We start from the raw sequence: 23746 nt of genomic DNA on the forward strand, positions 1-23746 counted from the left end.
ATCCGTTCTCGTCATTGCACTTCGAAAATTAATCATTACACTCAAAAAAGTATAAAAATTTTAAAATCATAAAAGGGAAATGCCATGAGCGAGGCTTATATCATTGATGCCATTCGCACACCACGCGGAAAAGGAAAAAAGGATGGTTCACTGTATGAAGTGAAACCGATCACCCTACTCACCACATTGCTGAATGAATTAAAAGACCGTCATCAACTCGATACTTCAAAGGTTGATGATATTGTCCTGGGCTGTGTCACGCCGATTGGCGACCAGGGTGCTGATATTGCCAAAACGGCCGCCATTGCTGCAGGTTGGGATAATGATGTAGCGGGTGTGCAAATCAACCGTTTCTGTGCATCTGGACTTGAAGCCGTGAATATGGCGGCCATGAAAATCCGTTCAGGCTGGGAAGATATAGTGGTTGCTGGTGGCGTTGAATCTATGTCGCGCGTACCAATGGGTTCAGATGGCGGCCCTTGGGCACTGGACCCTGAAACCAATATGGCCTGTGACTTTATTCCGCAAGGCATTGGTGCCGACCTGATTGCTACCATTGATGGATACAGCCGTGCCGATGTAGATACTTTTGCAGAGCAGTCACAAAAGAAGGCCGCTGCCGCACAAGCCAATGGCTATTTCGACAAATCAGTTGTGCCGGTAAAAGATAAAGCCGGTGTGGTGATTTTGGATAAAGACGAATTCATCAAACCGACTACCACAGCAGAAAGCTTGGGCAAACTGAATCCAAGCTTCGCCATGACGGGTCAAATGGGTTTTGATGCTATTGCCCTGCAAAAATATCCAGAAGTAGGTGCTGTGAACCATGTACATCACGCAGGTAATTCATCAGGCATCGTCGATGGTGCAGCGGTGGTTTTGGTGGCTTCTGAAAAGGCAGTACGAGAACAAGGCTTAAAACCACGTGCCAAAGTATTAGCTACAGCACTGGTTGGTACTGATCCCACCATCATGTTGACCGGCCCTGCTCCAGCCGCACGTAAAGCCTTGGAAAAAGCCGGTTTAACGATTGATGATATAGACCTGTTCGAAGTGAATGAAGCCTTTGCTGCCGTGGTGATGCGTTTCATTAATGAACTCAATGTTGATCCGGCCAAAGTCAATGTCAACGGCGGTGCAATTGCTCTGGGACATCCACTGGGTGCAACCGGTGCCATGATTTTGGGCACCCTACTGGATGAGCTGGAACGCCAAGGCAAGAAACGTGGTTTGGCAACACTATGTGTCGGTGGCGGTATGGGCATCGCAACCATTATTGAATTGGTATAAGGAGAAGAAAAATGAGCGCAATTCAATTTGAAAAAAATGCCGACAATATCGTCATATTAACCTTAGATTCTCCCAACCAGTCTGCCAATACCATGAATGCAGATTTCCGCGATGCCTTAACAGCAACTGTAAAAAAGCTAAAAGCCGATGACCATATCGCAGGGATTATTTTCCGTTCCGCGAAAAAGACCTTCTTTGCCGGCGGTGATCTGGATGAGCTGATTCAGGCTACCCCTGAACATGCCACCGAATTCTTCAATATGATTGAAGAGATGAAAGCCCAGCTGCGTTATATCGAAACCCGCGGTATTCCTGTCGTTGCAGCCTTAAATGGCACAGCACTGGGTGGTGGTTGGGAACTTGCATTGTGCTGTCATCATCGTATTGCCCTGAATGATGCCAAAGCTAAATTCGGCCTGCCTGAAGTGACGCTTGGTTTATTGCCAGGTGGTGGCGGCATTGTGCGCATAGTCCGTCTACTAGGTCTGCAAAATGCATTTCCTTTGCTCATGGAAGGCAAGCAATTTGGTGTAGAAAAAGCCAAATCTTTAGGGCTGATTCACGACACAACCGATTCTGAACAGGAGCTTTTAGACAAAGCCATCGTCTGGGTCAAAGCCCATCCGCAGTCTGCACAACCTTTCGATGTGAAGGGATATAAAATTCCAGGTGGTACGCCATCTTCTCCTGCTGTGGCACAAATGCTGGCGATTGCGCCTGCCATGCTGCGTGACAAAACCAAAGGCTGCTACCCTGCACCTGAAGCGATTATGGCGGCTGCGGTAGAAGGTGCTCAGGTTGGTGTCGATACTGCGCTAACCATTGAATCGCGTTACTTTACTTACCTCGCCACCGGTCAAATTTCCAAAAACATGATCGGCACCTTCTGGCATGGTTTAAATGCGATTAAATCTGGTGCCAGCCGTCCAAAAGACATCGCCAAATGGAAAGCGTCTAAAGTCGGCATTTTAGGTGCCGGCATGATGGGTGCAGGCATTGCTTATGCCACTGCATCTAAAGGTATTCAGGTTGTTTTAAAAGATGTATCAATAGAGGCGGCTGAAAAGGGCAAAGCCTACAGCCAGAAACGGCTGGATCAAAAAGTGGCTCAAGGCCGTTTAAGCGCTGAGAAAAGAGATCAGGTTTTAGCACTGATTCAGACAACGGCAGATAATGCAGCCTTGCAAGGTTGTAACCTGATCATTGAAGCGGTATTTGAAAGCCCAGAACTGAAAGCCAAAGTGACGCAAGAGGCTGAAAGCTATCTGCTAGATGGCGGTGTGATGGCCTCCAATACCTCGACCCTACCGATTACAGAACTCGCTCAAGCTTCTAAAAATGATCAGAACTTTATTGGCCTGCATTTCTTTAGCCCGGTCGATAAAATGCAGCTAGTTGAAATCATCAAAGGTCAAAATACGTCCAATGAGACCTTAGCCAAAGCTTATGATTTTGTGCAGCAAATTGGCAAAACCCCGATTGTGGTGAATGACAGCCGCGGTTTCTTTACCAGTCGCGTGTTTGGCACTTTTGTTCAGGAAGGTCTGCACCTGCTGGCCGAAGGTGTACATCCAGCCCGTATTGAAATGGCTGCGCTGAAAGCTGGTATGCCTGTGGGTCCATTGGCCATTCAGGATGAAGTCTCGCTTACCCTTTCAGAGCATGTCGCGACTGAAACACGTAAAGCCCTGCAAGCCGAAGGCAAAGACCTGCCACGCTCAACTGCGGATGACGTGATTCACAGCATGATTCACGAGTTCGGCCGTAAAGGCAAAGCTACTGGTACAGGCTTCTATGACTATCCGGAAGGTGCTAAAAAGCAGCTTTGGGAGGGCCTGAAAAAATGGCAGAAAGATACGGACATTTCTGAACAGGAAATGATTGACCGTTTTCTGTTTGTGCAATCTCTGGATACTTTACGCTGTCTGGAAGAAGGTGTGCTGGAATCGACAGTCGATGGCAATGTCGGCTCGATTTTCGGAATTGGTTTTGCCCCGTGGACCGGTGGTGCTTTGCAATTTTTAAATCAATACGGTTTAGAAAAAGCCCTGCTGCGTGCCAATACCCTTGAAGCTAAATATGGCGTACGTTTTAAGACACCGCAATTGCTCAAAGACAAGATTGCCCAAGGCGAAAAAATTTAAATCTTATTGTTCAAAAATATTGTAAAAGAAGAGAAGCGAGACGCTTCTCTTCTTTTACGCTTGAGCATGCTGACTTTTTAATCCACAGAATCTCATCTGCTTTTGCAGGGCTTTTATGTTATAAAGTTACATAAGTTTTAAATTTTTTATTTATCCAGTGGGTAGTCCTCTTATGACAAATAACTCTTCTCCTGAAAAATCATCTTGGGGTTGGAAAGCCGTCATTATTGTGTGTATTTTAGGTGCATTATTTATGGGCATCTTTTATCTTGCCGTGAGCAACGAACCAGACTATATGCCAAGTCAAAAGCGCAATCAGACGCATACTACACACCAGCAGCAATCTTCGGCTTCCGAACCTACTGCGGCTGAGATGAATATGACAGAACAAGAACATGCCAATATGGCAGAGCACGATGCCTCTGCTGCCCATGGTCACTGATTATAGAAAATAAAAAAGCGGGATGAGGTATCCCGCTTTTTTACACCTACTTTAATGGCTATTGAATTACTGCAATTTTAAATACATATCAATATGCGCAATGCCGCAATCCGGATATTGCTCTCCTTCCACAGTAAAGCCCAGTCCTGCATAAAACTGCACGGCATGTACTTGAGAAGAGAGTTTCAAAAATTTGCGCTGCTCATGTTTAGCCTGCTGAATAATCTCCAGCATCAACAGCTTGCCAATGCCCTGTCTACGATAAGCCTTTAAAACCGCAACCCGGCCAATGCTGTGATTTGGCAGCAGGCGCGCTGTCGCAATAGGCTTTGCCTGATCATAAACCACAAAATGTAATGAGATGGCATCTTGCGCATCCCATTCATCGGCAGCAGCAATGTTTTGTTCTTGAATAAAAACCTGCTCACGAATCAGTTTTGCATCATGTTGCAATTTATTCCAACTGCCTGTGCATATTATAAATGAGGGCATCAACCATCATCTTCCTAAAAATAAAAACATCTTTAAAACTGCTTTATTCATTTTGAATTAACACTTACAGCCTATATCCTGCTGATCCCACTGATCATTCAGCAACAACTCCAGCGAATGTTTTTGAATGCCATACATCTGTTTTAAGGCCTGAATCTGCGCCAAAACCTGCTGATCCGGTTCACTATAATCTTTACGTTTGGTGGCCAGAATCATCTTGTTTTTACTGGTGTGTTCCAGCGCCACAAATTCAAACACTTTGGTTTCATAGCCATAGGCTTTGAGCAGCAAAGCACGAATGGTATCAGTCAGCATTTCCGCCTGCTGTCCGGCATGAATGCCAAATTGCAACATCGGTTTCAGCACTTCAGGGCTTTTCAGCTGTGGACGCAATTCTTTATGACAACACGGCGCACACATGATCATTTGCGCATTTAAGCGAATCCCGGTATGAATGGCAAAATCGGTTGCCACATCGCAGGCATGCAGCGCAATCATCACATCCAGATGTTCAGGCTGATAGGTACGCACATCACCCTGAAAAAAATCCAGTTGCTGAAAATTGGAACGCTGCGCAATATCCTGACAAAACTCCACCATTTTCGGATTGAGCTCCACGCCTGTAACAAAAGGCATCTGCCCATGTTTAGCCAGATAGTCGTATAAAGCAAAAGTCAGATAGCCTTTGCCTGAACCAAAATCAACCACACGCAATGCATGATCGTGTTGGTTAATCTGATCCAGAGCACCCGAGAAAATTTCGACAAATTTATTAATCTGTTTCCATTTACGTGCCATGCTCGGAATAATCTGTGCTTTATGGTCGGTAATGCCCAGCGGCTGTAGAAAATAGCTGTCCTGATCGACATAGCGATGCTTGGTACGGTCATGGCCTTGCTGGGTCTCTGCAGGATTCACTATCGTAATCGCCTTTTTACTGCTGCTCAGCATGGCTTTCTTCTTGTTTTTTTTCAGTTGCAGTTCTTCACTCGCGGTAAACAGATTGGCCTGCTTCGATTGCGCCAACAATGACTGCACCAAGGGCACGGCTTCAGCCAAAGGGTAATTTTTAGTGACATCTTGAGTCTTATAACGATACAGACAACTGAGCACAGGCTGGTTTTGCAGTGAAATGACTCTTAAGATCATTTTCTCCAGATGTTCCAGCTCACCTTTATACTGGCTAATAATCATTCGATCAAAACTATGTGTTTCAATGGCTTGCTGAAAAGCATCTAAGAATTTTTGTTCCTGAATAAAAGGAGAAGCCGCTTGAGACATACATATCACTCGAATAAATTAGGTCATCAGTTTAAAACTTCTTACTTTAAAGGTAAAATTGCATTACTATACAAGTGTATTTTTAATTATAGAAAATAAATAATGACGACTTCTCAACTGCAGGCTTATGATCCACATGAAGAAAAAATTAATGCGATCAGTCATGCACTTGGCGCATTATTAGCGCTTATTGCCAGTATTTTTATGCTGATCAAAGGCAGTGATTTACCGCTCGGGCAATTTGTCAGCTTGTGTGTGTACGCACTCAGTATGATTTTACTTTTTTCTGCCTCCAGCCTGTATCATTTTGCCGAATCACCGCAACGGCGTGGCTGGTACAAAAAACTGGACCATACTGCCATTTATTATCTGATTGCAGGAACCTATACCCCTTTCCTGTCCATCGCCCTGCCTACGGCTAAAGCGCATTATTTATTAATTGCCCTTTGGCTGATTGCGCTGATTGGCACATTATTCAAATTGGTTTTCATTCATCGTTTCCAGAAAATTTCACTCATCGCCTATTTGGTCATGGGATGGCTGGCCTTACTGGTCATGGATGACATGCAACGCTATTTAAGTGCCGAGGCGTTAACCTATTTGATCGTTGGCGGACTTGCATACACTGTGGGTGCATTGTTTTATGCGCTAAAAAAGGTAAGATACACCCACGCTATCTGGCATATTTTTGTATTGATCGGTGCAGGATCACATTTTCTGTCTATCTATCTTTACGTGATTTAATCCTCTCATTCTTCATTTCAGTGACCCTGAGCAAGTTGAGTAGAGAAGATTCTTCGTTGTTTTTTTAAGAAATTACGCCTTTTTTAAAAAGATTACGCTTTTAAAACTAAGCTTTTTTTATTTTTAGTAAGTGTAAGGTCATCCATGGCGTCATCAGATTCTATTGCTGCTTCAGCAGAAGTTGCAACCAATTCAAAATTCCGCGTTCTTACTGCGAGCCTTGTCGGTACAACAATCGAGTTCTTCGATTTTTATATTTATGCAACAGCGGCAGTCATTATTTTTCCCCATCTGTTCTTTCCGGCAAGTACGGACCCAACCACAGCAACCATTCAGTCTTTGGCCACCTTTGCGATTGCCTTTATTGCACGTCCGATTGGCGCTGCCCTGTTTGGACATTTGGGTGACCGGATTGGCCGTAAGGCAACCCTGGTCGCAGCCTTACTGACGATGGGTATTTCGACCGTCTGTATTGGCTTACTGCCCACTTATGCACAAGTGGGTCTTGCTGCACCCTTATTGCTTGCGCTTTGCCGTTTAGGTCAAGGACTGGGCTTGGGAGGTGAATGGAGTGGTGCTGTTCTTCTGGCCACTGAAAATGCGCCTGAAGGTAAACGTGCCTGGTACGGTATGTTCCCTCAACTTGGAGCCCCAATCGGCTTTATCCTGGCGACAGGTTCTTTCATCACCCTTGGTGCATTCATGTCGGAACAGGAATTTATGCAATGGGGCTGGCGTATTCCGTTTATTTCAAGTGCTTTACTGGTGATTGTAGGTTTATGGATTCGCTTGAAACTGCATGAAACACCCGCCTTCCAAAAAGTATTGGATAAGCAAAAAGAAGTAAATATTCCATTTAAAGAAGTGTTGACCAAACACTGGGGCATGCTGATTCTCGGTACCATCGCTGCCATCTGTACCTTTGTGGTGTTCTACTTAACCACAGTGTTCGCCTTAAACTGGGGAACCACCAAACTCGGTTACACACGTTCCGAATTTCTGCAACTGCAACTGGTTGCCACTTTATGCTTTGCGGCATTCATTCCACTGTCTGCCGTTTTTGCGGAAAAATTTGGTCGCAAAGCCACTTCAATTGGCGTATGTATTGTTTCAGCATTGTTTGGCCTGGTGTTCTCAAGCATGCTTGAATCTGGCAGCACTGTTGTCGTGTTCTTATTCTTATGTATTGGTCTGGCGATCATGGGCTTAACCTATGGTCCGATTGGTACGGTACTGTCTGAAATTTTCCCGACTTCAGTACGTTATACCGGTTCAGCATTAACCTTTAACCTCGCTGGTATTTTTGGCGCATCTTTTGCACCTTTAATTGCAACCAAGCTTGCAACGACTTATGGTTTATATGCTGTAGGTTATTATTTAACTGCTGCTTCTATCCTTTCACTGCTTGCCTTCCTGGCCATTCGTGAAACCAAACATGATGATGTAAACAATCAGGTTTAATGTTATCTAGACATAAAAAAACCAGCGTGATCATACTGGTTTTTTTATGTTTCTCAGATCTGTTCATCACTGAGCATTTCTTGATATAGCTCTTCAAACACCGCTCGATCGCCACCGGCATTGTAATAACTCGGAACAATGTAAGTCACCAGCTGGCGATATCGCTCTGTGCCATATAAATGATCCAGCAAAGCTTCCACATTATTTTCATCAATACCGAATCGCGTCATCAGTTGCTGAAACTTTTGATAAAATGTGCGCGCAAATTCTTGCGTGTTCACTACATCCGCGTCTGCTTGCTGAAAATACGCTTCTAAGGCAATTAAACCCGCTTCAAGCTGTGCCGATTGAGGTTCTGTTAAAGCAAAAAACTGACCAACCTCTTCTAAAAAAGACATGCTCTTCTCCTATTTTGTTCTCATTGTTATAAAACAATCTTGTTTTACGGTATGTCAAAAATTGTTCCTAGAACCGATCTTCAAGATTTAAACCAATTCAATAATATCAATGGTCGGCGGTACGCGAAAACGAAAGGGCACACCGACCATTCCTGTACCTACCGTCACAAAGACATCGGCATTTTCATGCTGGTACAAACCCTTTTTATGCCCCAAGATGGAGACTTTTTTCATGATGTAGTTGGTCAGCCAAGGCAGTTCCACCTGCCCACCATGAGTATGCCCCGACAGCATAAGAGGACGGGTTGGCAATTGCGGCACCATATCCACCGTATCCGGGTTATGCGACAAAATCACCCAGGGTTTGTCTTGCGGCAAATCCGGCATGTAGCGCATATCAGTTTTTCCAGCCCATAAATCGCCCACACCAAGCAATCTGAACTCATCAAATTCAATCATCTGTCCTTCAATATCAATCACATTATTGACTTTAAGTGCATGCCGCAACAGGTTTTGAATCGGTGGCCCCGGGTACTGCTCATCATGATTGCCATTCACCGAATACACCGGTGCATTGATGTGTTGCAAAATGGCCAGTTCATCGGCCAGTTTGTTTTCAGGTTCATAGGTCCAGTCCCCTGCCACCACCACCAGATCGGGATTCTGCCGATTAATTTTATCGACAATAATTTTCAGTTGGCGTTCGTGCCCGGAAAACAGACCAATATGCAAATCGGCAATCAAGGCAATTTTGACGGGGCTTTGCAGATTTTGTTCCGGATTGAGCTGATATTGCAGGGTTTTAACCATGACATGCTGAGGTTCGATAAAACGGGCATAAATCAGCACGCAGCTCAGCAAGAAAATAAACACCGCTTGGTGAATCGAGTAATAACCACTCCAACCAGCAAACAGGCTAAAGAAAAATAAAGGGAAAAGTAAATAAGATAAATAAAAAGCCAATAAATGTACAAAGGCCTTAAAGGGATGAATGGTTTCTGTCCGTGTCTGGCTTAACCAAGCCTGTGCGATACCCCACACCGCAAGCAGAGCGAAACAGATATAAAAATAAAAAGCAACTGCGTGCGAATCCCACATATTATCGTCTCTAATCATTACGATGATATTACATCATTCATCTATTCTGATATTTATCTTTTCACAGCTCACAATTATACTCAAACCAATTTTTGGTATTGTTTACACCCTATGACGCGATCTTCTCATCAGCTCACACACTTAAACAGTGGTCAATCCCCTAGCACAGCTAGCTATAAAACCACCGTATTATTAAGTTGTAGTCTGCTGCTCGGAATTCCGGCATGCTCCACCCTTCCCAAACAAATACCACAGCCTGTTGAATATTCATTTGATACCAAAACCGAACAGACTTCACTGGCTAAAATCATTGTGCCCTTGAGGGAACAAAACCCGAACCTGACCGGTTATCATGTGCTGTACGACCCGCTTGAGGCATTGGCAGCACGTATCCATTTAATTGATAAAGCAGAAAAAACTTTAGATTTACAATACTACATTTGGGACAACGATAAAATTGGTGCGCTGGCCCTGCACTCCATCATTCAGGCAGCAGACCGAGGGGTAAAGATCCGTTTATTGATGGATGACAACAATGCCAAAAAGATGGAAGGCATTTATCTGGCCCTCGATCAGCATCAGAATATTGATGTGCGCCTGTATAATCCTTACCGTTTTAGACATTATCGTGCCATGGACATGGTACTGGACTTAAAACGGATTAACCGTCGCATGCATAACAAAAGCTTTATTGCAGACAACCAGATTGCATTAATTGGCGGTCGCAATATGAGTAACCAGTATTATAACGTTAGTGACAATTATCAGTTTTCCGATGTCGACGTGATGCTGGTCGGCGCTGCATCGGATGAAATTATTCATTCCTTCGATGAATACTGGAATGATGATTATGCTTTTCCGGTCAAGCAAATTGTCAATCCCCGACATTATTCCTTGCGTTTTGACAGCCTGAAAAAACAGCTTGAGGAACACTCCCAAAACATTACCGTACAGAATTATCTCGATTTAGCCACCCGATCGCATGCTTTTGAAAACTGGCTGAATAACAGTATTCAATTTGACTGGGTCAAGGCAGAAGTCGTCAGTGATTCACCCAGTAAAATCCGGGCCAAGGCCAAAAAAGAACAACATCTGAATTTTCAGCTGATTAACCGTTTAGAAAAACCCGAACACAGCGTCGATATTATTTCAGCCTATTTTGTCCCGGAAAAAAAAGGCGAGAAAATGCTGAGTGATCTGGCGCAAAACAATATTAACGTCCGGGTACTGACCAATTCCTTTAAAGCCAATGACGTGGCTTTGGTTCATGCTTTCTATGGCAAATATCGCAAGGATTTACTTCAGAATAATGTCCAGCTTTACGAGTTTCTGTCTGTTCCGGAAAGTGAAAACCTGAATGCCCATACCCAGGAAATTGCAGAAAAAGCCAAAGTCAGCATCAAAGGTTTAAGCCGTTCCAGCCTGCATGCCAAACTGATGGCTATTGATGAAAAACAGGTGTTTATTGGCTCTTTTAATCTTGACCCACGTTCCGCCTATTTGAATACCGAAATTGGAGTATTGCTGGACAGCCCGAACCTGGCCAAAGCGGTCCACTCCACCATGGATCAGAACCTGTCTAAATATGCCTACAAACTGGTGTTAGATGCCAACAATAAAATCAACTGGCAAATTAAAGGTCATGATGGCAGCATTAAAACTTACCAGAAAGAACCCAAGATGAAATGGTGGCAAAAAGCCGGGGTTAAAATAATTTCATGGTTACCGGTTGAAGGTTTTATGTAAGCTGCAATGGTATTCACGAGTCATGCAAAGACTCAGGCGGCTTTTTCAGTGCTTTCTGCTGTAACTGTGCTAAACCGGCAATCATCTGGGTATGTACGGCTTCCGTTAAACTTTCAACATCATGTCCTTCCACGGCGATTGCCGGTAAAGCCATGAGATGAACCATCACCTTGGGCATTTCCAAAACGTTTTTAACATGGTCCGCAAAACTAATATCACCGATGAATGGTGCCACTGTATCCAGCTCTCCCTCTTGATTCACATAACAAATCAGACAAATTTGCACCGGACGATTTGCGTCAATGGCGGCACCTAAAATACGGCCATAGATTTTTTTAATTTTGCTGCCATCCGAAGTGGTGGCTTCTGGAAAAAATAATACCGGAATATCACGTTTTAGAAATGTGGTAATTTGCTCTTTAATTTTAATCGAATCACCCGAGCCACGTTTAATAAATAATGTGCCACCGCCCTTGGCCAGTTTGCCAAATAAAGGCCATTTTTCAATTTCAGCTTTGGCCAAAAAGAATACCCGGGCACTTGAACCCAACACTGCTATATCCAGCCACGAAACATGGTTACTCACCCATAAGGCCGGCTCACGTGGAATTACTCCATGCACTTGAATCTCAAGGTTAAATACCTTGCATAATTCGCGGCAGAAATGCTGTACATAACGCGTATTACATGGATTGTTCGGATCTTTATATAAGCGATGACGCAAAACCAGATAAAATCCTTGAATAATTGCCGCTAAACCAGCCAATAACTTTTTGCTATATAAGAAAAATTTAGACAAGCCATTTAACGATGAACTTTCAGTTACGGAGGATTGGGTCATAGATGGATCACTAATTATTAGCTGCAGCGTTTAATCATTTATTTGCTGCCATTCTATACTGTTCATTTTGAACTTGCATTGATCATAAAAACCTAAATCAGCCAATAAAACCAGTAAATCATTTATTTTCATCACCAATAAAGAGCTTGAATCATGTGCTGAAAATTAAAAACAAGGCTCAGATACATTTCCATGATTTTCTGCTTTTCATCACTGCTTTCTAGAGATCCCTGCTCATAAAAACACGCCCTGGACTGAATATCTTGTTACGATGCTTTGTTAAGTTTTTGCTATTTTTCCCTCTGCCTGTTCATTTTCAACTAAAATAAAATTTTGACGCAGTAGAGATCATCTTTAGTGGAATATTTTGAGCAACATCAGGGTGGTGAACGAACAATCTTAGTGAGTGTGTCGGTACAACTATTAGATGACCTTGATGCAGAAGAATTTCGTTTACTGGCAGAATCTGCCGGTGCTGAAATTTTAGACCATATTAGCGCTCAACGTATTAAACCCGATCCCAAACTGTTTATCGGCTCTGGCAAGGCAGAAGAAATTGCCGCTCTGGTACAGGACCTTGAAGCTAATCTGGTCATTTTCGATCATTCGCTAACACCCGCTCAAGCCCGTAATTTAGAAAAAATCATGCTCTGCCGTGTGGTGGATCGTACCGAACTGATTTTAGATATTTTTGCGCAACGTGCCCGGACCTATGAAGGTAAATTGCAGGTTGAGTTGGCACAGTTACAGCACCTCTCCTCACGCTTAGTGCGCAGCCGCAGTAATCTCGACAGTCAAAAAGGCGGGATTGGCTTACGTGGCCCGGGTGAAACCCTGCTGGAAACAGACCGTCGTCTACTGCGTATCCGCATGGGGCAACTCAAAACCAAACTGGATAAAGTCCGCCAGACCCGCATGCAAGGTCGTGTTGCACGGCAAAAGGCTGCTGTTCCGACCGTCTCTTTAGTCGGTTATACCAATGCCGGTAAATCCACCTTGTTTAATATTTTGGCCAACAGCGATGTTTACGCGGCCGATCAGCTGTTTGCAACATTAGACCCTACACTGCGCCGCCTGGAATGGGATGGTATTGGACGTTTGGTGCTGGCAGATACCGTGGGTTTCGTGCGTAATCTCTCACATTCCTTGGTCGAGTCCTTTAAGGCAACGTTGGAAGAAACGCTGGAAGCCACCTTGCTGCTGCATGTGATTGATTCCAGCAGCCCGGATATGCTGGAACAGATTGAAGCGGTAGAATCAGTACTCAAGGAAATTGGTGCCAATGTCCCGGTACTTCGTGTCTATAACAAGATTGATGTCAGTGGTGAAGATGCCAAAATTGTTTATGCCAAACCACATATGCCCGATCGGGTGTATGTATCCGCACACTCAGGCCAGGGTTTAGACCTGCTGCGTCAAGCGGTACAAGAATGTTTGATGGGCCAAATTCAAAGCTTTGAGCTGATGTTAAAGCCTGCCTATGGCAAATTGCGCACCCAACTCTATGCATTGAATGTCATTCAATCTGAAAATTATGATGATGTCGGTAATCTGCATTTGCATGTGATTATGGCACCGCAAAAGCTGGAACAGCTGATTAAACAGGCACATTTGCCTATAGATGAAATTCTGGGGCACAAGGCTGCACAATTTAAACGGCCGCTTGAGGAATTTGAAATAAAAAGATAAATCGGTTAAAACGTGACAAGTGTAATTATAATTGTTGGTAAAAATGGACTGGATAAAAACAATCGACTGGCCAGCCTGGATTGGCACCGTGGCATTAATCATCTGCTTCCGTGAAGGAGCCGTATGGTTAACCACACAATTTCATCATCCTGAACTGGGTAATCTGGTGGGCTTGATCAGCCTATTGGTGACTTTATTTATCTGGAGAAGTTTCAAGAAATTACCCAGTCGCTTGGTCGATACCAATAACAAGATCATGAAAGAAAGTGCCTTTGCCTTTTTGCCAATTAGCGCAGGGTCCTTGATTATGCTGACTCAAATGGGCAAGGAAATACCGGCTTTTCTGCTGGTGATGTTTATCAGTACACTGATCCCACTCTGGATCTATGCAAAAATGTCCAAGCGCTGGTTATAGGGAAATTATATGTTCGCAGTACTCTCCGGTTTTATGATCACGCTGATCGCCTATCTTGTCGCAAAACCTGTCAATAAACGCCTGCCACAAGTTCCGGTCATTGTGATTGGGATGTTTTTGATTATTGGACTGTTGTTTGTATTTGGGATTCGTTATGAATCTTATATGGCACAGGTCAATCCACTTTTTAATCGCCTTTTGGGCTATGTCACCGTTGCATTGGCCATTCCCCTAGCTGCCATGCGTTATGATGATTTGCCGCTGAAAGCCATGCTCGGAATTCTGGTGTTTGCCAGTATCAGTGCGGTCGCGCTACCTATGGGACTTGCCTATTTATTGCATATGAGCGATTCCAGCATTATGGCTTTTGCTACACGCGCCGTGACCACACCGATCGCCATTAATATTGCCACCCTGCTCCATGCACCTATGAGTATGGTCATTCTGATTGTGATTTTATCCGGTGTAATTGGAGCAGCCTTTTCTCCCTTGATCCTGCGCCATATCAATGATGAACGCGCTTCGGGCCTGGCATTAGGTTTGGCTGCGCATGCCATTGGAACAGCACAGGCATGGCAAAGAGGCAGTGTGGCAGGACGCTATGCTGCATTTGGCATGGCAGTGAATGCTGTATTTACTGCCATATGGCTGCCTACTTTTATACTTTATTTACAAAAAATGTGACCAAACAGTCATTTGCATTGATAATGATTGTTGCTTGTCAAAAATACTCCTAGTATCAGGAGTACTGTCAGTGGAATGAAGGAACATTCAAAATGGTCAAGATGAAACTTACTATTGCATTAATCTGCTCAACTTTAGCGAGTTTTGCCCTAGCTCAAGACCTTACAGGAACGTGGAAAAATATTGATGATAAAACCGGTTCATCAAAAGCCATTCTTGAAATTCGCCAGGAAAATAATGGCACTTATACCGCACAAGTGGTCAAAGTCACTCCGCGGCCTGGCTATACTCCCAAAGAAATTTGCGTCAAATGCCCGGCACCTTATACCAATCAGCCCATTCTAGGCATGGATGTCTTGAAAGGTTTAAAACATATAGAAGGACCCAACTATGCGAATGGTAAAATTATCGATCCGCTATCTGGTCATATCTACAGCATGAAAGCAAAATTAAGTCCAAATGGTAAACGCTTAACCCTGCGTGGTTATGTTGGGGTTTCAGCATTAGGCCGTAGTCAGACCTGGATTAGAAATGACTAAATATGACAAAAAGCCACACTATGTGGCTTTTTTTTCACTGATATTTAAATAATTCACATTATATTTCATTTTTATGAAGCAGTGGGTTGACTAATTTTTAAACGATAACTATATCTTTATATAAATTAAAAAAATATTTTCCACATACACAGGAATTGATATGAAGAAAAATCTATTATTTGCTGCTTTTGCCAGTTTAGTTTGTAGTGGGAACGTATTGGCAAATGATCTTAGCGGAACATGGAAAACCATTGACGATAAAACAGGCTCATCAAAAGCCATTCTGGAAATGCGCCAAGAAAGCAATGGAACTTATACGGCAAAAATTGTAAAAGTCACTCCTCGTCCAGGTTATACCCCGAAAGAGACCTGTGTAAATTGTCCAGCACCTTATACCGACAAACCTATCTTAGGATTAGATGTTTTAACGGGATTAAAATCTATCGGTGATAATCAGTTTGTAAATGCCAAAGTTCTTGATCCACTGAACGGTAAAATCTATAGCGGCAAAGCAAAATTAAGTCCGAATGGTAAACGTCTCACTCTACGCGGTTATGTTGGTGTGTCCGCACTCGGTCGTAGTCAGACCTGGATTAAACAAGATTAAATGATACACATGGTCGTGTACTAGACTCTTTAACAGGAAAAATAATAACTTAAAAGGATGAATTACACTGAATGCTAAACGTTTTATATTATGTGGATAAGTAGGAGTTATGGCTCTGGGTCGAACTCAAATCTGGATTAGAAACGACTAAATATGACAAAAAGCTGTACTACCTGGCTTTATTATTCACTGATTTTTAAATAATTCACATTATTCTTCATTTTCATGAATCACTATATTGACTATTTTATAAACAATCCTAATATAGTTTTTAAATTAAAAAAATTATTCACCACAACCGCAGGAATATATATGAAAAAAAATATCTTACTTGCTGCTCTTGCCATTTTAGTTTTTAGTGGGAATGTATTGGCACAAGATCTATCAGGTACTTGGCAACAAATTGATGATAAAACCGGCTCACCCAAAGCAATTATCGAAATTAGTAAAGATACAAACGATATTTATACCGGTAAGATCGTCAAAGTAACCCCTCGTCCAGGTTATATACCGCAAAAGACATGCAACAAATGCCCTGCACCCTATACCAATCAGCCTATTTTAGGTATGGATGTACTCACCGGATTAAAGCATGTGGAAGGTACAAATAACTATGAAAAAGGCCGGGTCATCGATCCTTTAGCAGGTAAAATTTATGATGCCAAAGTTCGACTAAATACGAGCGGAAAACGTCTCACTTTACGTGGCTACATCGGTATTTCAGCATTAGGTCGCAGTCAGACCTGGTTACGGGTCGATTAATTCAAATCCCTGTTTTTAATTAAAAAGCCACAATATTGTGGCTTTTTATCCAAATCAGCTTAAAACTGTTTGCTTGACTCTAGAGTATATTGACTAATTACTTTATCTATCTAATATATCCGTTAATTAGAAAATGAAAGATTAAGTGAGAGTCTTATATATGCAAAAGAATCTATTGCTGGCTGCTTTTGCTGCTGCACTTTTCAGTGGAAATGTTTTCGCAGAAGACATTTCTGGAACATGGCAACAAATTGATGATAAGACCGGTGCTGCGAAAGCGATTATTAAAATTAATAAAGAAAACAATAATACATTTACCGGGAAAATTATTAAAGTTACTCCTCGCCCAGGTTATACTCCACGAGAGACATGTAATAATTGCCCAGCACCATATACCAATCAGCCTATTTTAGGTATGGAAATCCTGAAGGGCTTAAAACATGTATCTGGAACCAATAACTACGAAAAAGGCCGTGTTATAGATCCACTAGCGGGTAAAGTTTATGATGCCAAAATCAGACTGAATGCAACAGGCAAGCGTTTAACATTAAGAGCCTATATGGGTATTTCCACCTTGGGACGCAGCCAGACCTGGATCAGACTTGACTAAGCAAGTTTAAATATAAAAAAGCCACATGATGTGGCTTTTTTATTATGGCTTAGCTTGAGGATGACATCATAGGATTATCGACTTTAAACAATTGTCGATCTTCTAATCGATAAGCAATCAGTTGATTGCCCCAAACACACCCCCCATCCACATTCTGAATCTGGGGCGTAATGGTTTTCCCTTGTAATCCAGCCCAGTGTCCAAAGATAATTTGATGGGTTTTAGCCGCTTTGGACTCAAAGTCAAACCATGGCTGAAAGCCTTCAGGCATAGGATCATCCAGAGAATCTTTAAAACTGAATTCCATTTGTCCTTCTGCATTGGTTAAACGCATACGGGTCAAGTAGTTAGTAATGCAACGTAAACGGGCATGACCCTGCAAATCATCCGACCAACAATTTGGCTCTTTGCCATACATGTTAGCCAAAAAAGCATCGACCACGTCAAAATCATCATGGCCAATTACTGCCTCAACTTCCTTAGCTAAAACCGCTGTTTGTTCTGCTGTCCAATTCAGCGGGATCCCTGCATGAGTCAAAACCGTATGTTCATTCGGAAATAAACATAAAGGCTGTTTACGCAGCCATTCGATCAAGTCATCACTTTCCAAGGCATGAATAACATCATCAATATTGTCCTTGGGATTAATCTCTTTAGTCCCACGTGCCACAGCCAATAAATTAAGGTCATGATTACCTAAAACCGTTGCAGCAACACCCTTGTCAACCAGCTTTTTGATAAAGCGTAAAGCCCCAATCGAATTTTCACCACGTGCAACCAAGTCACCCGCAAACCAAAGAAAATCTTGATCTGCATCAAACTGAATCGTTTTAAGTAATATTTTCAAAGCTTCAAAACAGCCCTGAACATCACCAATCACATAATTGTATCGAATATTCGAAGCGGCCATTTAATCCACCATTTGATCTGCTAATGCTACAAATTGAGCCAGCGTTAAAGTCTCGGGGCGTGCCATCGGATCGACACCTGCTTTCTCAAATCCCTCTTCAACCAGCATACCTTTTAAACTATTGCGTAAAGTTTTACGACGCTGTGTAAAGACATGGGACACCAGACGGGCCAAGGCTTTTTCATTCTTGGCCACAATCGGTTTAACAGCATAAGGCTCCAGACGAAAGACGGCAGAAGTGACTTTTGGTGGTGGATTAAATGATCCCGGTGGCACTTCAAACAGGAAAGTCGGTTTGCAGTAATACTGGATCATCACCGACAAACGGCCATATTCTTTGGTATTGGGTGAGGCGGTAATACGGTCAACCACTTCCTTTTGCAACATGAAGTGCATGTCTTTAACTTTGTCACCAAATTCCAGGAGATGGAACAGAAGCGGTGTTGAAATGTTGTATGGCAGGTTACCAACCACACGTAGCGGACGGCCTTCTTGAAACAACTCAGTAAAGTCATATTTCAAGGCATCCGTTTCAACAATGGTTAAACGCTCAGGATGCGGCACACGGCCTGGTAAACCTGCCGCCAAGTCACGGTCAAGTTCAACTACAGTTAAGGCATCACATTCACCAATTAAAGGTGAAGTTAATGCTGCAAGACCGGGACCAATTTCAACAATGTTATCGCCAGAACGAGGATTCACTGAACGGACAATTTTGGCAATGACACGTTGGTCATGTAAGAAGTTTTGCCCAAAACGCTTACGCGTGTGATGCCCTTCATCTTTGGGGTTTAAGGCATTAATCTGATACATAAACATTTCCAACGTGTAATAAAGACAAGATCACTGAAGCGCAAGTTCGAGCGCCAAATCCACAGCCACATACAAGCTCGAGCTTTTTGCCAGACCTGTACCTGCAAGGGAGAGTGCTGTGCCATGATCGACAGAAGTTCGGATAAACGGTAAGCCCAAAGTAATATTGATGGCTTCACCAAATCCTTGAGATTTTAACACAGGTAAGCCCTGATCGTGATACATCGCCAATACAGCATCGGCATCTTTTAAATTGTCCGGGGTAAATAGCGTATCGGCAGGCAAACTAAGGCTCATATTGATCCCTTGCGCACGATAAGTTTCCAGCACAGGATTAATCACCTCAATTTCTTCCATCCCCAAATAGCCCTCTTCCCCAGCATGCGGATTTAAACCACACACTAAAATATGCGGATGATCAATCCTGAATTTGGTTTTTAAATCGTGGATTAAGATATCAATCACCTGATGCAGGCGCTCAGGCGTAATCGCATCAGACACATCACGTAAAGCCAGATGCGTAGTCACCAGTGCCACCCTTAAAGTCTTGGTGGCCAGCATCATCACCACCCGATCGACACCAGCAAATTCCTGATAATACTCAGTATGACCACTAAAATGGATACCCGCTTCATTGATAATGGATTTCTGTACGGGCGCGGTGGCTACACCGACACTTTTGCCTGTCATGGCGTAATCTGCAGAACGACGTAATTGTTCCAGCACATATGCTGCGTTTTGGGCATTCAGTTGTCCCAAAACCACTTCTGTATTTAAGGGCACATGTTCGACATAAAGCTGTCCTTGAGCTGCAGATTCTAATTGTCCTTGATATTCAATTAGTTCAATCTCTTTTTTTAATAATTCGGCACGTTGCTTTAATAAATGAATGTCGGCTAGTACCACAATCGGACGTTCATCAACACGATCTGCCAAACTTAAACAAATATCTGGACCAATACCAGCAGGTTCACCACTCGTAACATATAAAGGAAGCATAATTTATCCAAGCAAGCTCAATATTCAACATTATAACGCGAATGCTAAACAAGAAAGCTGAAGCTGCGCAAAACCACATATAGATCAACTAGTTTAATCAACAAAACAACAGGTAATTAGCAATACGTCGATATTTTTTACTTTAATAGATTTCTTTCATAAATCGTTTTTAATGACTATAAGTCGTTCATAATACGAAAATAAAAAATTGATTTTTTAGCAAGTATTCGATTCATGAATGTGGCATGGATGCCACACGTTTCCCATCACGACAAGGAAGTCGTGTATGAGAAACAAAAGGTTTTTGTCTACTTTTGACCTTTCAAAAGTAGAGATATTGCCTACGCAAAGGCATCAAAATGAAATCCATCAGATGATGGCCGTGCTGATTTTAAAAATCAGATTGAACATATTTCAATTTATGAAAGGTGTCTAATATTTCAATAAAAACAAAATTTTAAATTTTCATCATCGCTTATCTAAAATACTGAATGGTACAGGTCCTCAAGTCGATAAAATCGTATCTATTGCTTTTAAGCAGAACATGCAAAATTCACAGTTGCAGAACTAAAAGCCAATATTTTTATCTTCATTTACCGCCCCCCGTTTTAGATTCCCCAACACTTCCATTTTCATCCTTGTTCTTTTAAAATATAGCACTTGAAATTTTATATTTTCATTGTGGTTCTACTGACTTTCAGGTAGAATTCGGTCTCCTTTTGTTTGGACAGATTCCACCGTCCAAACCAACTATAATAGGTAGTGGTTTAATGAAAACTCTCAGCGCTAAGCCAGCTGAAGTTCAACACGACTGGTACGTTGTTGATGCTTCTGGCAAAACTTTAGGTCGTCTTGCGACTGAAATCGCTCGTCGTTTACGCGGTAAGCATAAAACTTCTTATACTCCTCACGTTGACACTGGCGATTACATCGTTGTGATCAATGCTGAACAAGTTCAAGTGACTGGTAAAAAATCACTTGATAAGAAATATTATCGCCATACTGGTTTCCCTGGTGGTATTCGTGAAACTAATTTCGAGAAATTAGTTGCTCACAAACCAGAAGAAATTTTCCAACGCGCTGTAAAAGGCATGTTGCCAAAAGGTCCTCTTGGTTATGCAATGATCAAAAAAATGAAAGTGTACGCTGGTACTGAGCATCCACATACTGCTCAACAGCCACAAGTTTTGGACATCTAAGGGATACAGCACATGGCTACTAACTATGGTACAGGTCGCCGTAAGACCGCAACTGCACGTGTTTTCCTATCAGCTGGTACTGGTAAACTCGTAATCAACAACCGTACTCTTGAACAGTACTTCGGTCGTGAAACTGCTCGTATGGTTGTTCGTCAACCTTTAGAGCTTCTAGAAGCTACTGAAAAATATGACCTTTACATCACTGTTGCTGGTGGTGGTATTGGTGGTCAAGCTGGCGCTATCCGTCACGGTATTACTCGTGCATTGATCGCTGCTGACGAAACTTTAAAACCTGCTCTTCGTCAAGCTGGTTTCGTTACTCGTGATGCTCGTGAAGTTGAACGTAAGAAACTTGGTTTACGTAAAGCTCGTAAACGTCCTCAATTCTCTAAACGTTAATTCGTTTACCGAATCGGACAAAAAACCCTGGATTATCCAGGGTTTTTTTATGGGACTTAAATTTTAATCCGGATAAATATTTCATCTTACTGTTCATGCACATCCTTACCCCACACGCCTTCATGACACCAGAAAGATTTGGTGAGATAATAATTCGCAAGACCAATCAAAATAAACAGTAAGATTATCGCCAGTTTGATCAGCATCTTGTTTTCCTCCAGTTATTTTTTCTTATCATCTTTTTATCTTAACCCCAATTGCACTTTTATGCTTCGTGCTTTTTAGCTTGAATTTTAGTATCCTATTCCATTCATTTATCATTGTTTCGGATTATGTCAATCGAAAATGCACATCTACAAGGAATCACGCTTTACAGTCATGCGGATGACTTTCGCTCCCACTGGATACGCTATGTACTTGCAGAGAAGCAAATCAAATATAATCTAATTATTGTAGATGAAGACGATGAGGATCTGGCCTGTCTCAATCCCTACAATCAACTCCCCATGCTGATTGAAAATGATTTAAAATTATTTAATTCCAGCATTATTTCTGAATATATAGACGATCGCTACCGTCAGAACAAACTGTATGCCGATGCACCAATGCCACGAGCAGAGCAACGTCAATATATCTGGCGTTTTGAACAGGACTGGTTAAAACTGGCAGATATCATGCTGCGACATCCAGATACCCTGAATGAACAAGAGAAAGCGAAAGCTCAAAAGCAACTCAGAGATACCCTGATTTCTCTTACACCTCTTTTTCAGCATTTCCCCTGTTTTATGTCTGAAAATTTTACAATTTTAGATTGTATGCTGGCACCTATTTTTATACGGTTAAAGGCGATGGGTATCGAATTGCCTAAACAGCATTGCCGTCCTATTCACTTATATTGTCAACGAATTTTTAGTCGACCTGCATTCATCAAATCTTTAACCATGCAGGAAAAAAACCGCTACAGCGAATTTTTGGTAAATTAATCGAGCAAAATCATGTCTGAACAAGAATTGAATCTTAGCCCTACACGACCTTATTTAGCGCGCGCTATTTATGAATGGATTTGTGACAACAACCTGACTCCATATTTATTGGTTGATGCCACCCAGCCTAATACCATGGTGCCAGAACAGTTTATTCAAGACGGTCAAATTGTTTTAAATATCGTTCCTCACGCAGTGCATAAACTACATATGAGCAATGATGCAATCACCTTCTCTGCGCGTTTTGGTGGCGTTTCACGTGACATCTATGTACCCTTAAATGCAGTATTAGGGATTTATGCACGCGAGAATGGACAAGGTTTGTTCTTTGATCCAAATGAATATGAAGGTATCCAAATTACTGAAGATACTTTAAAATCAACCACAACATCAGAAGAAACTAAACAACCTAAGAAAAAACCAAGCCTACGGTTATTAGATTAAAATAATATGGAGCAAGTGAATGGCTTTTGATTTAGTACAATATTTTGCTGAGCAGATTAACACTCAAAAGCCTCAGCTTCTCGAACACTATTCTAGAGAAGATCGAAAAACATATCTGTTAGAAATTAATGCACTGGTATTAGGTAAACTCATTTCACTTTGGAGAACTGACGATAAAAAAGTTTATCAGGAGATTTCTTCACCCGATGATCTTTTTATTCAAGAGGTTGCGCGACATCTTACAACATCTTCAAAAAATCAGTCTACCCTGCCTAAAAATGAATTAGAACCAACAGTAACTGAAATATTAAAATTACAATTGGCAGAATTAAAACAGCTTAATGATATTGGAAACCTGAATATCAGAGGTTTACGTGAACTGATCATAGGACAGATTGAACACCTATCTGGCCAGGCTTCCGATTGGGTTTGGTCAACAAATGATCTAACAGAATTAAAAGGCTCTAAACCAATTGAGCAAGAAGATATATCATTAGACTCAACAATGAAGGAGTTTAGTCAAATGGTTCACCAGAATATCCAGCAGCATGATGTTGAAGAAGTTTCAGTTGTAAGCACCCCAAACTGGGCAAAGATTGTTGAACCTGTCGTTGCAATCGCAATTCTCTGGGTACTGACCTCTGCAGCATGTAATATTTTTGCTTAAAATTTGCAAAAATTCCGATCTTAAAACCAGCAAATGCTGGTTTTTTATTGCTTATATTTCCGAGCAAAAAAAAAGCCCCTGCACTTGGC

Annotated in this window: 26 protein-coding genes; 18 read left to right on the plus strand and 8 right to left on the minus strand. The window is 42.2% G+C overall.

Going from position 1 to position 23746, the window contains the following annotated elements:
* Positions 1–84 precede the first annotated feature (84 nt).
* The 3 genes from B9T38_RS04700 (at position 85) to B9T38_RS04710 (ending at position 3876) form a co-directional block, all read left to right on the plus strand.
* Positions 85–1290, plus strand: coding sequence for an acetyl-CoA C-acetyltransferase (locus B9T38_RS04700; RefSeq protein WP_086195700.1), 1206 nt, complete (start codon positions 85–87; stop codon positions 1288–1290).
* A gap of 11 nt (positions 1291–1301) precedes the next feature.
* Positions 1302–3434 carry a 3-hydroxyacyl-CoA dehydrogenase NAD-binding domain-containing protein gene (locus B9T38_RS04705; RefSeq protein ID WP_086195701.1) on the plus strand — a complete coding sequence of 711 codons (2133 nt, stop codon included), beginning with the start codon at positions 1302–1304 and terminating at the stop codon, positions 3432–3434.
* Between the two features lie 172 nt (positions 3435–3606).
* Positions 3607–3876 (plus strand): DUF4199 domain-containing protein, encoded by a 270-nt coding sequence (locus B9T38_RS04710; RefSeq protein WP_086195702.1) that lies wholly within the window; start codon positions 3607–3609, stop codon positions 3874–3876.
* A gap of 66 nt (positions 3877–3942) precedes the next feature.
* Here B9T38_RS04710 and B9T38_RS04715 read toward each other — a convergent pair whose 3' ends face one another.
* Both B9T38_RS04715 and B9T38_RS04720 read right to left on the minus strand, forming a co-directional pair.
* Positions 3943–4368, minus strand: coding sequence for a GNAT family N-acetyltransferase (locus B9T38_RS04715; RefSeq protein WP_086195703.1), 426 nt, complete (start codon positions 4366–4368; stop codon positions 3943–3945).
* A gap of 57 nt (positions 4369–4425) precedes the next feature.
* Positions 4426–5649, minus strand: coding sequence for a class I SAM-dependent methyltransferase (locus B9T38_RS04720; RefSeq protein WP_086195704.1), 1224 nt, complete (start codon positions 5647–5649; stop codon positions 4426–4428).
* Between the two features lie 102 nt (positions 5650–5751).
* On the opposite strand from B9T38_RS04720, the gene trhA reads away from it, so the two are divergent.
* A complete protein-coding gene (trhA, locus tag B9T38_RS04725) occupies positions 5752–6393 on the plus strand; it encodes a PAQR family membrane homeostasis protein TrhA (RefSeq protein ID WP_086195705.1) in 642 nt (213 codons plus the stop codon).
* 144 nt (positions 6394–6537) lie between these two features.
* Positions 6538–7854 carry an MFS transporter gene (locus B9T38_RS04730; protein WP_086195706.1) on the plus strand — a complete coding sequence of 439 codons (1317 nt, stop codon included), beginning with the start codon at positions 6538–6540 and terminating at the stop codon, positions 7852–7854.
* 53 nt (positions 7855–7907) lie between these two features.
* On the opposite strand, the gene B9T38_RS04735 is transcribed toward B9T38_RS04730, so the two are convergent.
* Together B9T38_RS04735 and B9T38_RS04740 are read right to left on the minus strand one after the other, a co-directional pair.
* A complete protein-coding gene (locus tag B9T38_RS04735) occupies positions 7908–8252 on the minus strand; it encodes a hypothetical protein (protein WP_086195707.1) in 345 nt (114 codons plus the stop codon).
* Positions 8253–8339: 87 nt separating this feature from the next.
* Entirely contained in the window at positions 8340–9350 is a 1011-nt protein-coding gene (locus B9T38_RS04740) for a metallophosphoesterase (protein ID WP_086195708.1), read from the minus strand.
* A gap of 111 nt (positions 9351–9461) precedes the next feature.
* Here B9T38_RS04740 and B9T38_RS04745 point away from each other — a divergent pair, with 111 nt between their 5' ends.
* Positions 9462–11096, plus strand: coding sequence for a phospholipase D family protein (locus B9T38_RS04745; protein WP_086195709.1), 1635 nt, complete (start codon positions 9462–9464; stop codon positions 11094–11096).
* A 13-nt stretch (positions 11097–11109) separates the two neighbouring features.
* On the opposite strand, the gene B9T38_RS04750 is transcribed toward B9T38_RS04745, so the two are convergent.
* Positions 11110–11937: a lysophospholipid acyltransferase family protein gene (locus tag B9T38_RS04750; RefSeq protein ID WP_086195710.1), complete on the minus strand. Its 828-nt coding sequence runs from the start codon at positions 11935–11937 to the stop codon at positions 11110–11112.
* A gap of 357 nt (positions 11938–12294) precedes the next feature.
* Here B9T38_RS04750 and hflX point away from each other — a divergent pair, with 357 nt between their 5' ends.
* The 7 genes from hflX to B9T38_RS04785 all read left to right on the plus strand — a co-directional run bounded on the left by hflX (position 12295) and on the right by B9T38_RS04785 (position 17243).
* Complete coding sequence (gene hflX / locus B9T38_RS04755) at positions 12295–13626, plus strand: ribosome rescue GTPase HflX (RefSeq protein WP_086195711.1); 1332 nt, start codon at positions 12295–12297, stop codon at positions 13624–13626.
* A 43-nt stretch (positions 13627–13669) separates the two neighbouring features.
* A complete protein-coding gene (locus tag B9T38_RS04760) occupies positions 13670–14041 on the plus strand; it encodes a hypothetical protein (RefSeq protein ID WP_086195712.1) in 372 nt (123 codons plus the stop codon).
* Positions 14042–14050: 9 nt separating this feature from the next.
* Positions 14051–14725: an LrgB family protein gene (locus tag B9T38_RS04765; RefSeq protein ID WP_086195713.1), complete on the plus strand. Its 675-nt coding sequence runs from the start codon at positions 14051–14053 to the stop codon at positions 14723–14725.
* Between the two features lie 92 nt (positions 14726–14817).
* Complete coding sequence (locus tag B9T38_RS04770) at positions 14818–15264, plus strand: DUF2147 domain-containing protein (protein WP_086195714.1); 447 nt, start codon at positions 14818–14820, stop codon at positions 15262–15264.
* A 160-nt stretch (positions 15265–15424) separates the two neighbouring features.
* Positions 15425–15871, plus strand: coding sequence for a DUF2147 domain-containing protein (locus B9T38_RS04775; RefSeq protein ID WP_086195715.1), 447 nt, complete (start codon positions 15425–15427; stop codon positions 15869–15871).
* Positions 15872–16183: 312 nt separating this feature from the next.
* The gene (locus tag B9T38_RS04780; RefSeq protein ID WP_086195716.1) at positions 16184–16633 is read left to right on the plus strand and encodes a DUF2147 domain-containing protein; all 450 of its coding nucleotides are present in this window, start codon (positions 16184–16186) and stop codon (positions 16631–16633) included.
* A 160-nt stretch (positions 16634–16793) separates the two neighbouring features.
* Positions 16794–17243 carry a DUF2147 domain-containing protein gene (locus tag B9T38_RS04785; protein ID WP_086195717.1) on the plus strand — a complete coding sequence of 150 codons (450 nt, stop codon included), beginning with the start codon at positions 16794–16796 and terminating at the stop codon, positions 17241–17243.
* A gap of 49 nt (positions 17244–17292) precedes the next feature.
* Here B9T38_RS04785 and B9T38_RS04790 read toward each other — a convergent pair whose 3' ends face one another.
* Genes B9T38_RS04790 through pdxA form a run of 3 tightly spaced genes read right to left on the minus strand, consistent with a single transcriptional unit; the run spans position 17293 to position 19965 of the window.
* Complete coding sequence (locus B9T38_RS04790; protein WP_086195718.1) at positions 17293–18153, minus strand: symmetrical bis(5'-nucleosyl)-tetraphosphatase; 861 nt, start codon at positions 18151–18153, stop codon at positions 17293–17295.
* Complete coding sequence (gene rsmA / locus B9T38_RS04795; protein WP_086195719.1) at positions 18154–18966, minus strand: 16S rRNA (adenine(1518)-N(6)/adenine(1519)-N(6))-dimethyltransferase RsmA; 813 nt, start codon at positions 18964–18966, stop codon at positions 18154–18156.
* A 30-nt stretch (positions 18967–18996) separates the two neighbouring features.
* Complete coding sequence (pdxA, locus tag B9T38_RS04800; protein WP_086195720.1) at positions 18997–19965, minus strand: 4-hydroxythreonine-4-phosphate dehydrogenase PdxA; 969 nt, start codon at positions 19963–19965, stop codon at positions 18997–18999.
* Positions 19966–20735: 770 nt separating this feature from the next.
* Here pdxA and rplM point away from each other — a divergent pair.
* The 5 genes from rplM (at position 20736) to B9T38_RS04825 (ending at position 23657) form a co-directional block, all read left to right on the plus strand.
* A complete protein-coding gene (gene rplM, locus B9T38_RS04805; RefSeq protein ID WP_004811299.1) occupies positions 20736–21164 on the plus strand; it encodes a 50S ribosomal protein L13 in 429 nt (142 codons plus the stop codon).
* A 12-nt stretch (positions 21165–21176) separates the two neighbouring features.
* On the plus strand, positions 21177–21563 hold the full coding sequence (rpsI, locus tag B9T38_RS04810) for a 30S ribosomal protein S9 (protein ID WP_068974925.1): 387 nt from the start codon (positions 21177–21179) through the stop codon (positions 21561–21563).
* Positions 21564–21895: 332 nt separating this feature from the next.
* The gene (locus B9T38_RS04815; protein ID WP_086195721.1) at positions 21896–22546 is read left to right on the plus strand and encodes a glutathione S-transferase N-terminal domain-containing protein; all 651 of its coding nucleotides are present in this window, start codon (positions 21896–21898) and stop codon (positions 22544–22546) included.
* Between the two features lie 12 nt (positions 22547–22558).
* Positions 22559–22990, plus strand: coding sequence for a ClpXP protease specificity-enhancing factor (locus B9T38_RS04820; protein ID WP_086195722.1), 432 nt, complete (start codon positions 22559–22561; stop codon positions 22988–22990).
* 19 nt (positions 22991–23009) lie between these two features.
* The gene (locus B9T38_RS04825; protein WP_086195723.1) at positions 23010–23657 is read left to right on the plus strand and encodes a hypothetical protein; all 648 of its coding nucleotides are present in this window, start codon (positions 23010–23012) and stop codon (positions 23655–23657) included.
* The last annotated feature ends 89 nt before the right edge of the window (positions 23658–23746 follow it).

Origin of the sequence: Acinetobacter sp. ANC 4218, from assembly GCF_002135245.1 — a bacterium.
Lineage (GTDB): Bacteria > Pseudomonadota > Gammaproteobacteria > Pseudomonadales > Moraxellaceae > Acinetobacter.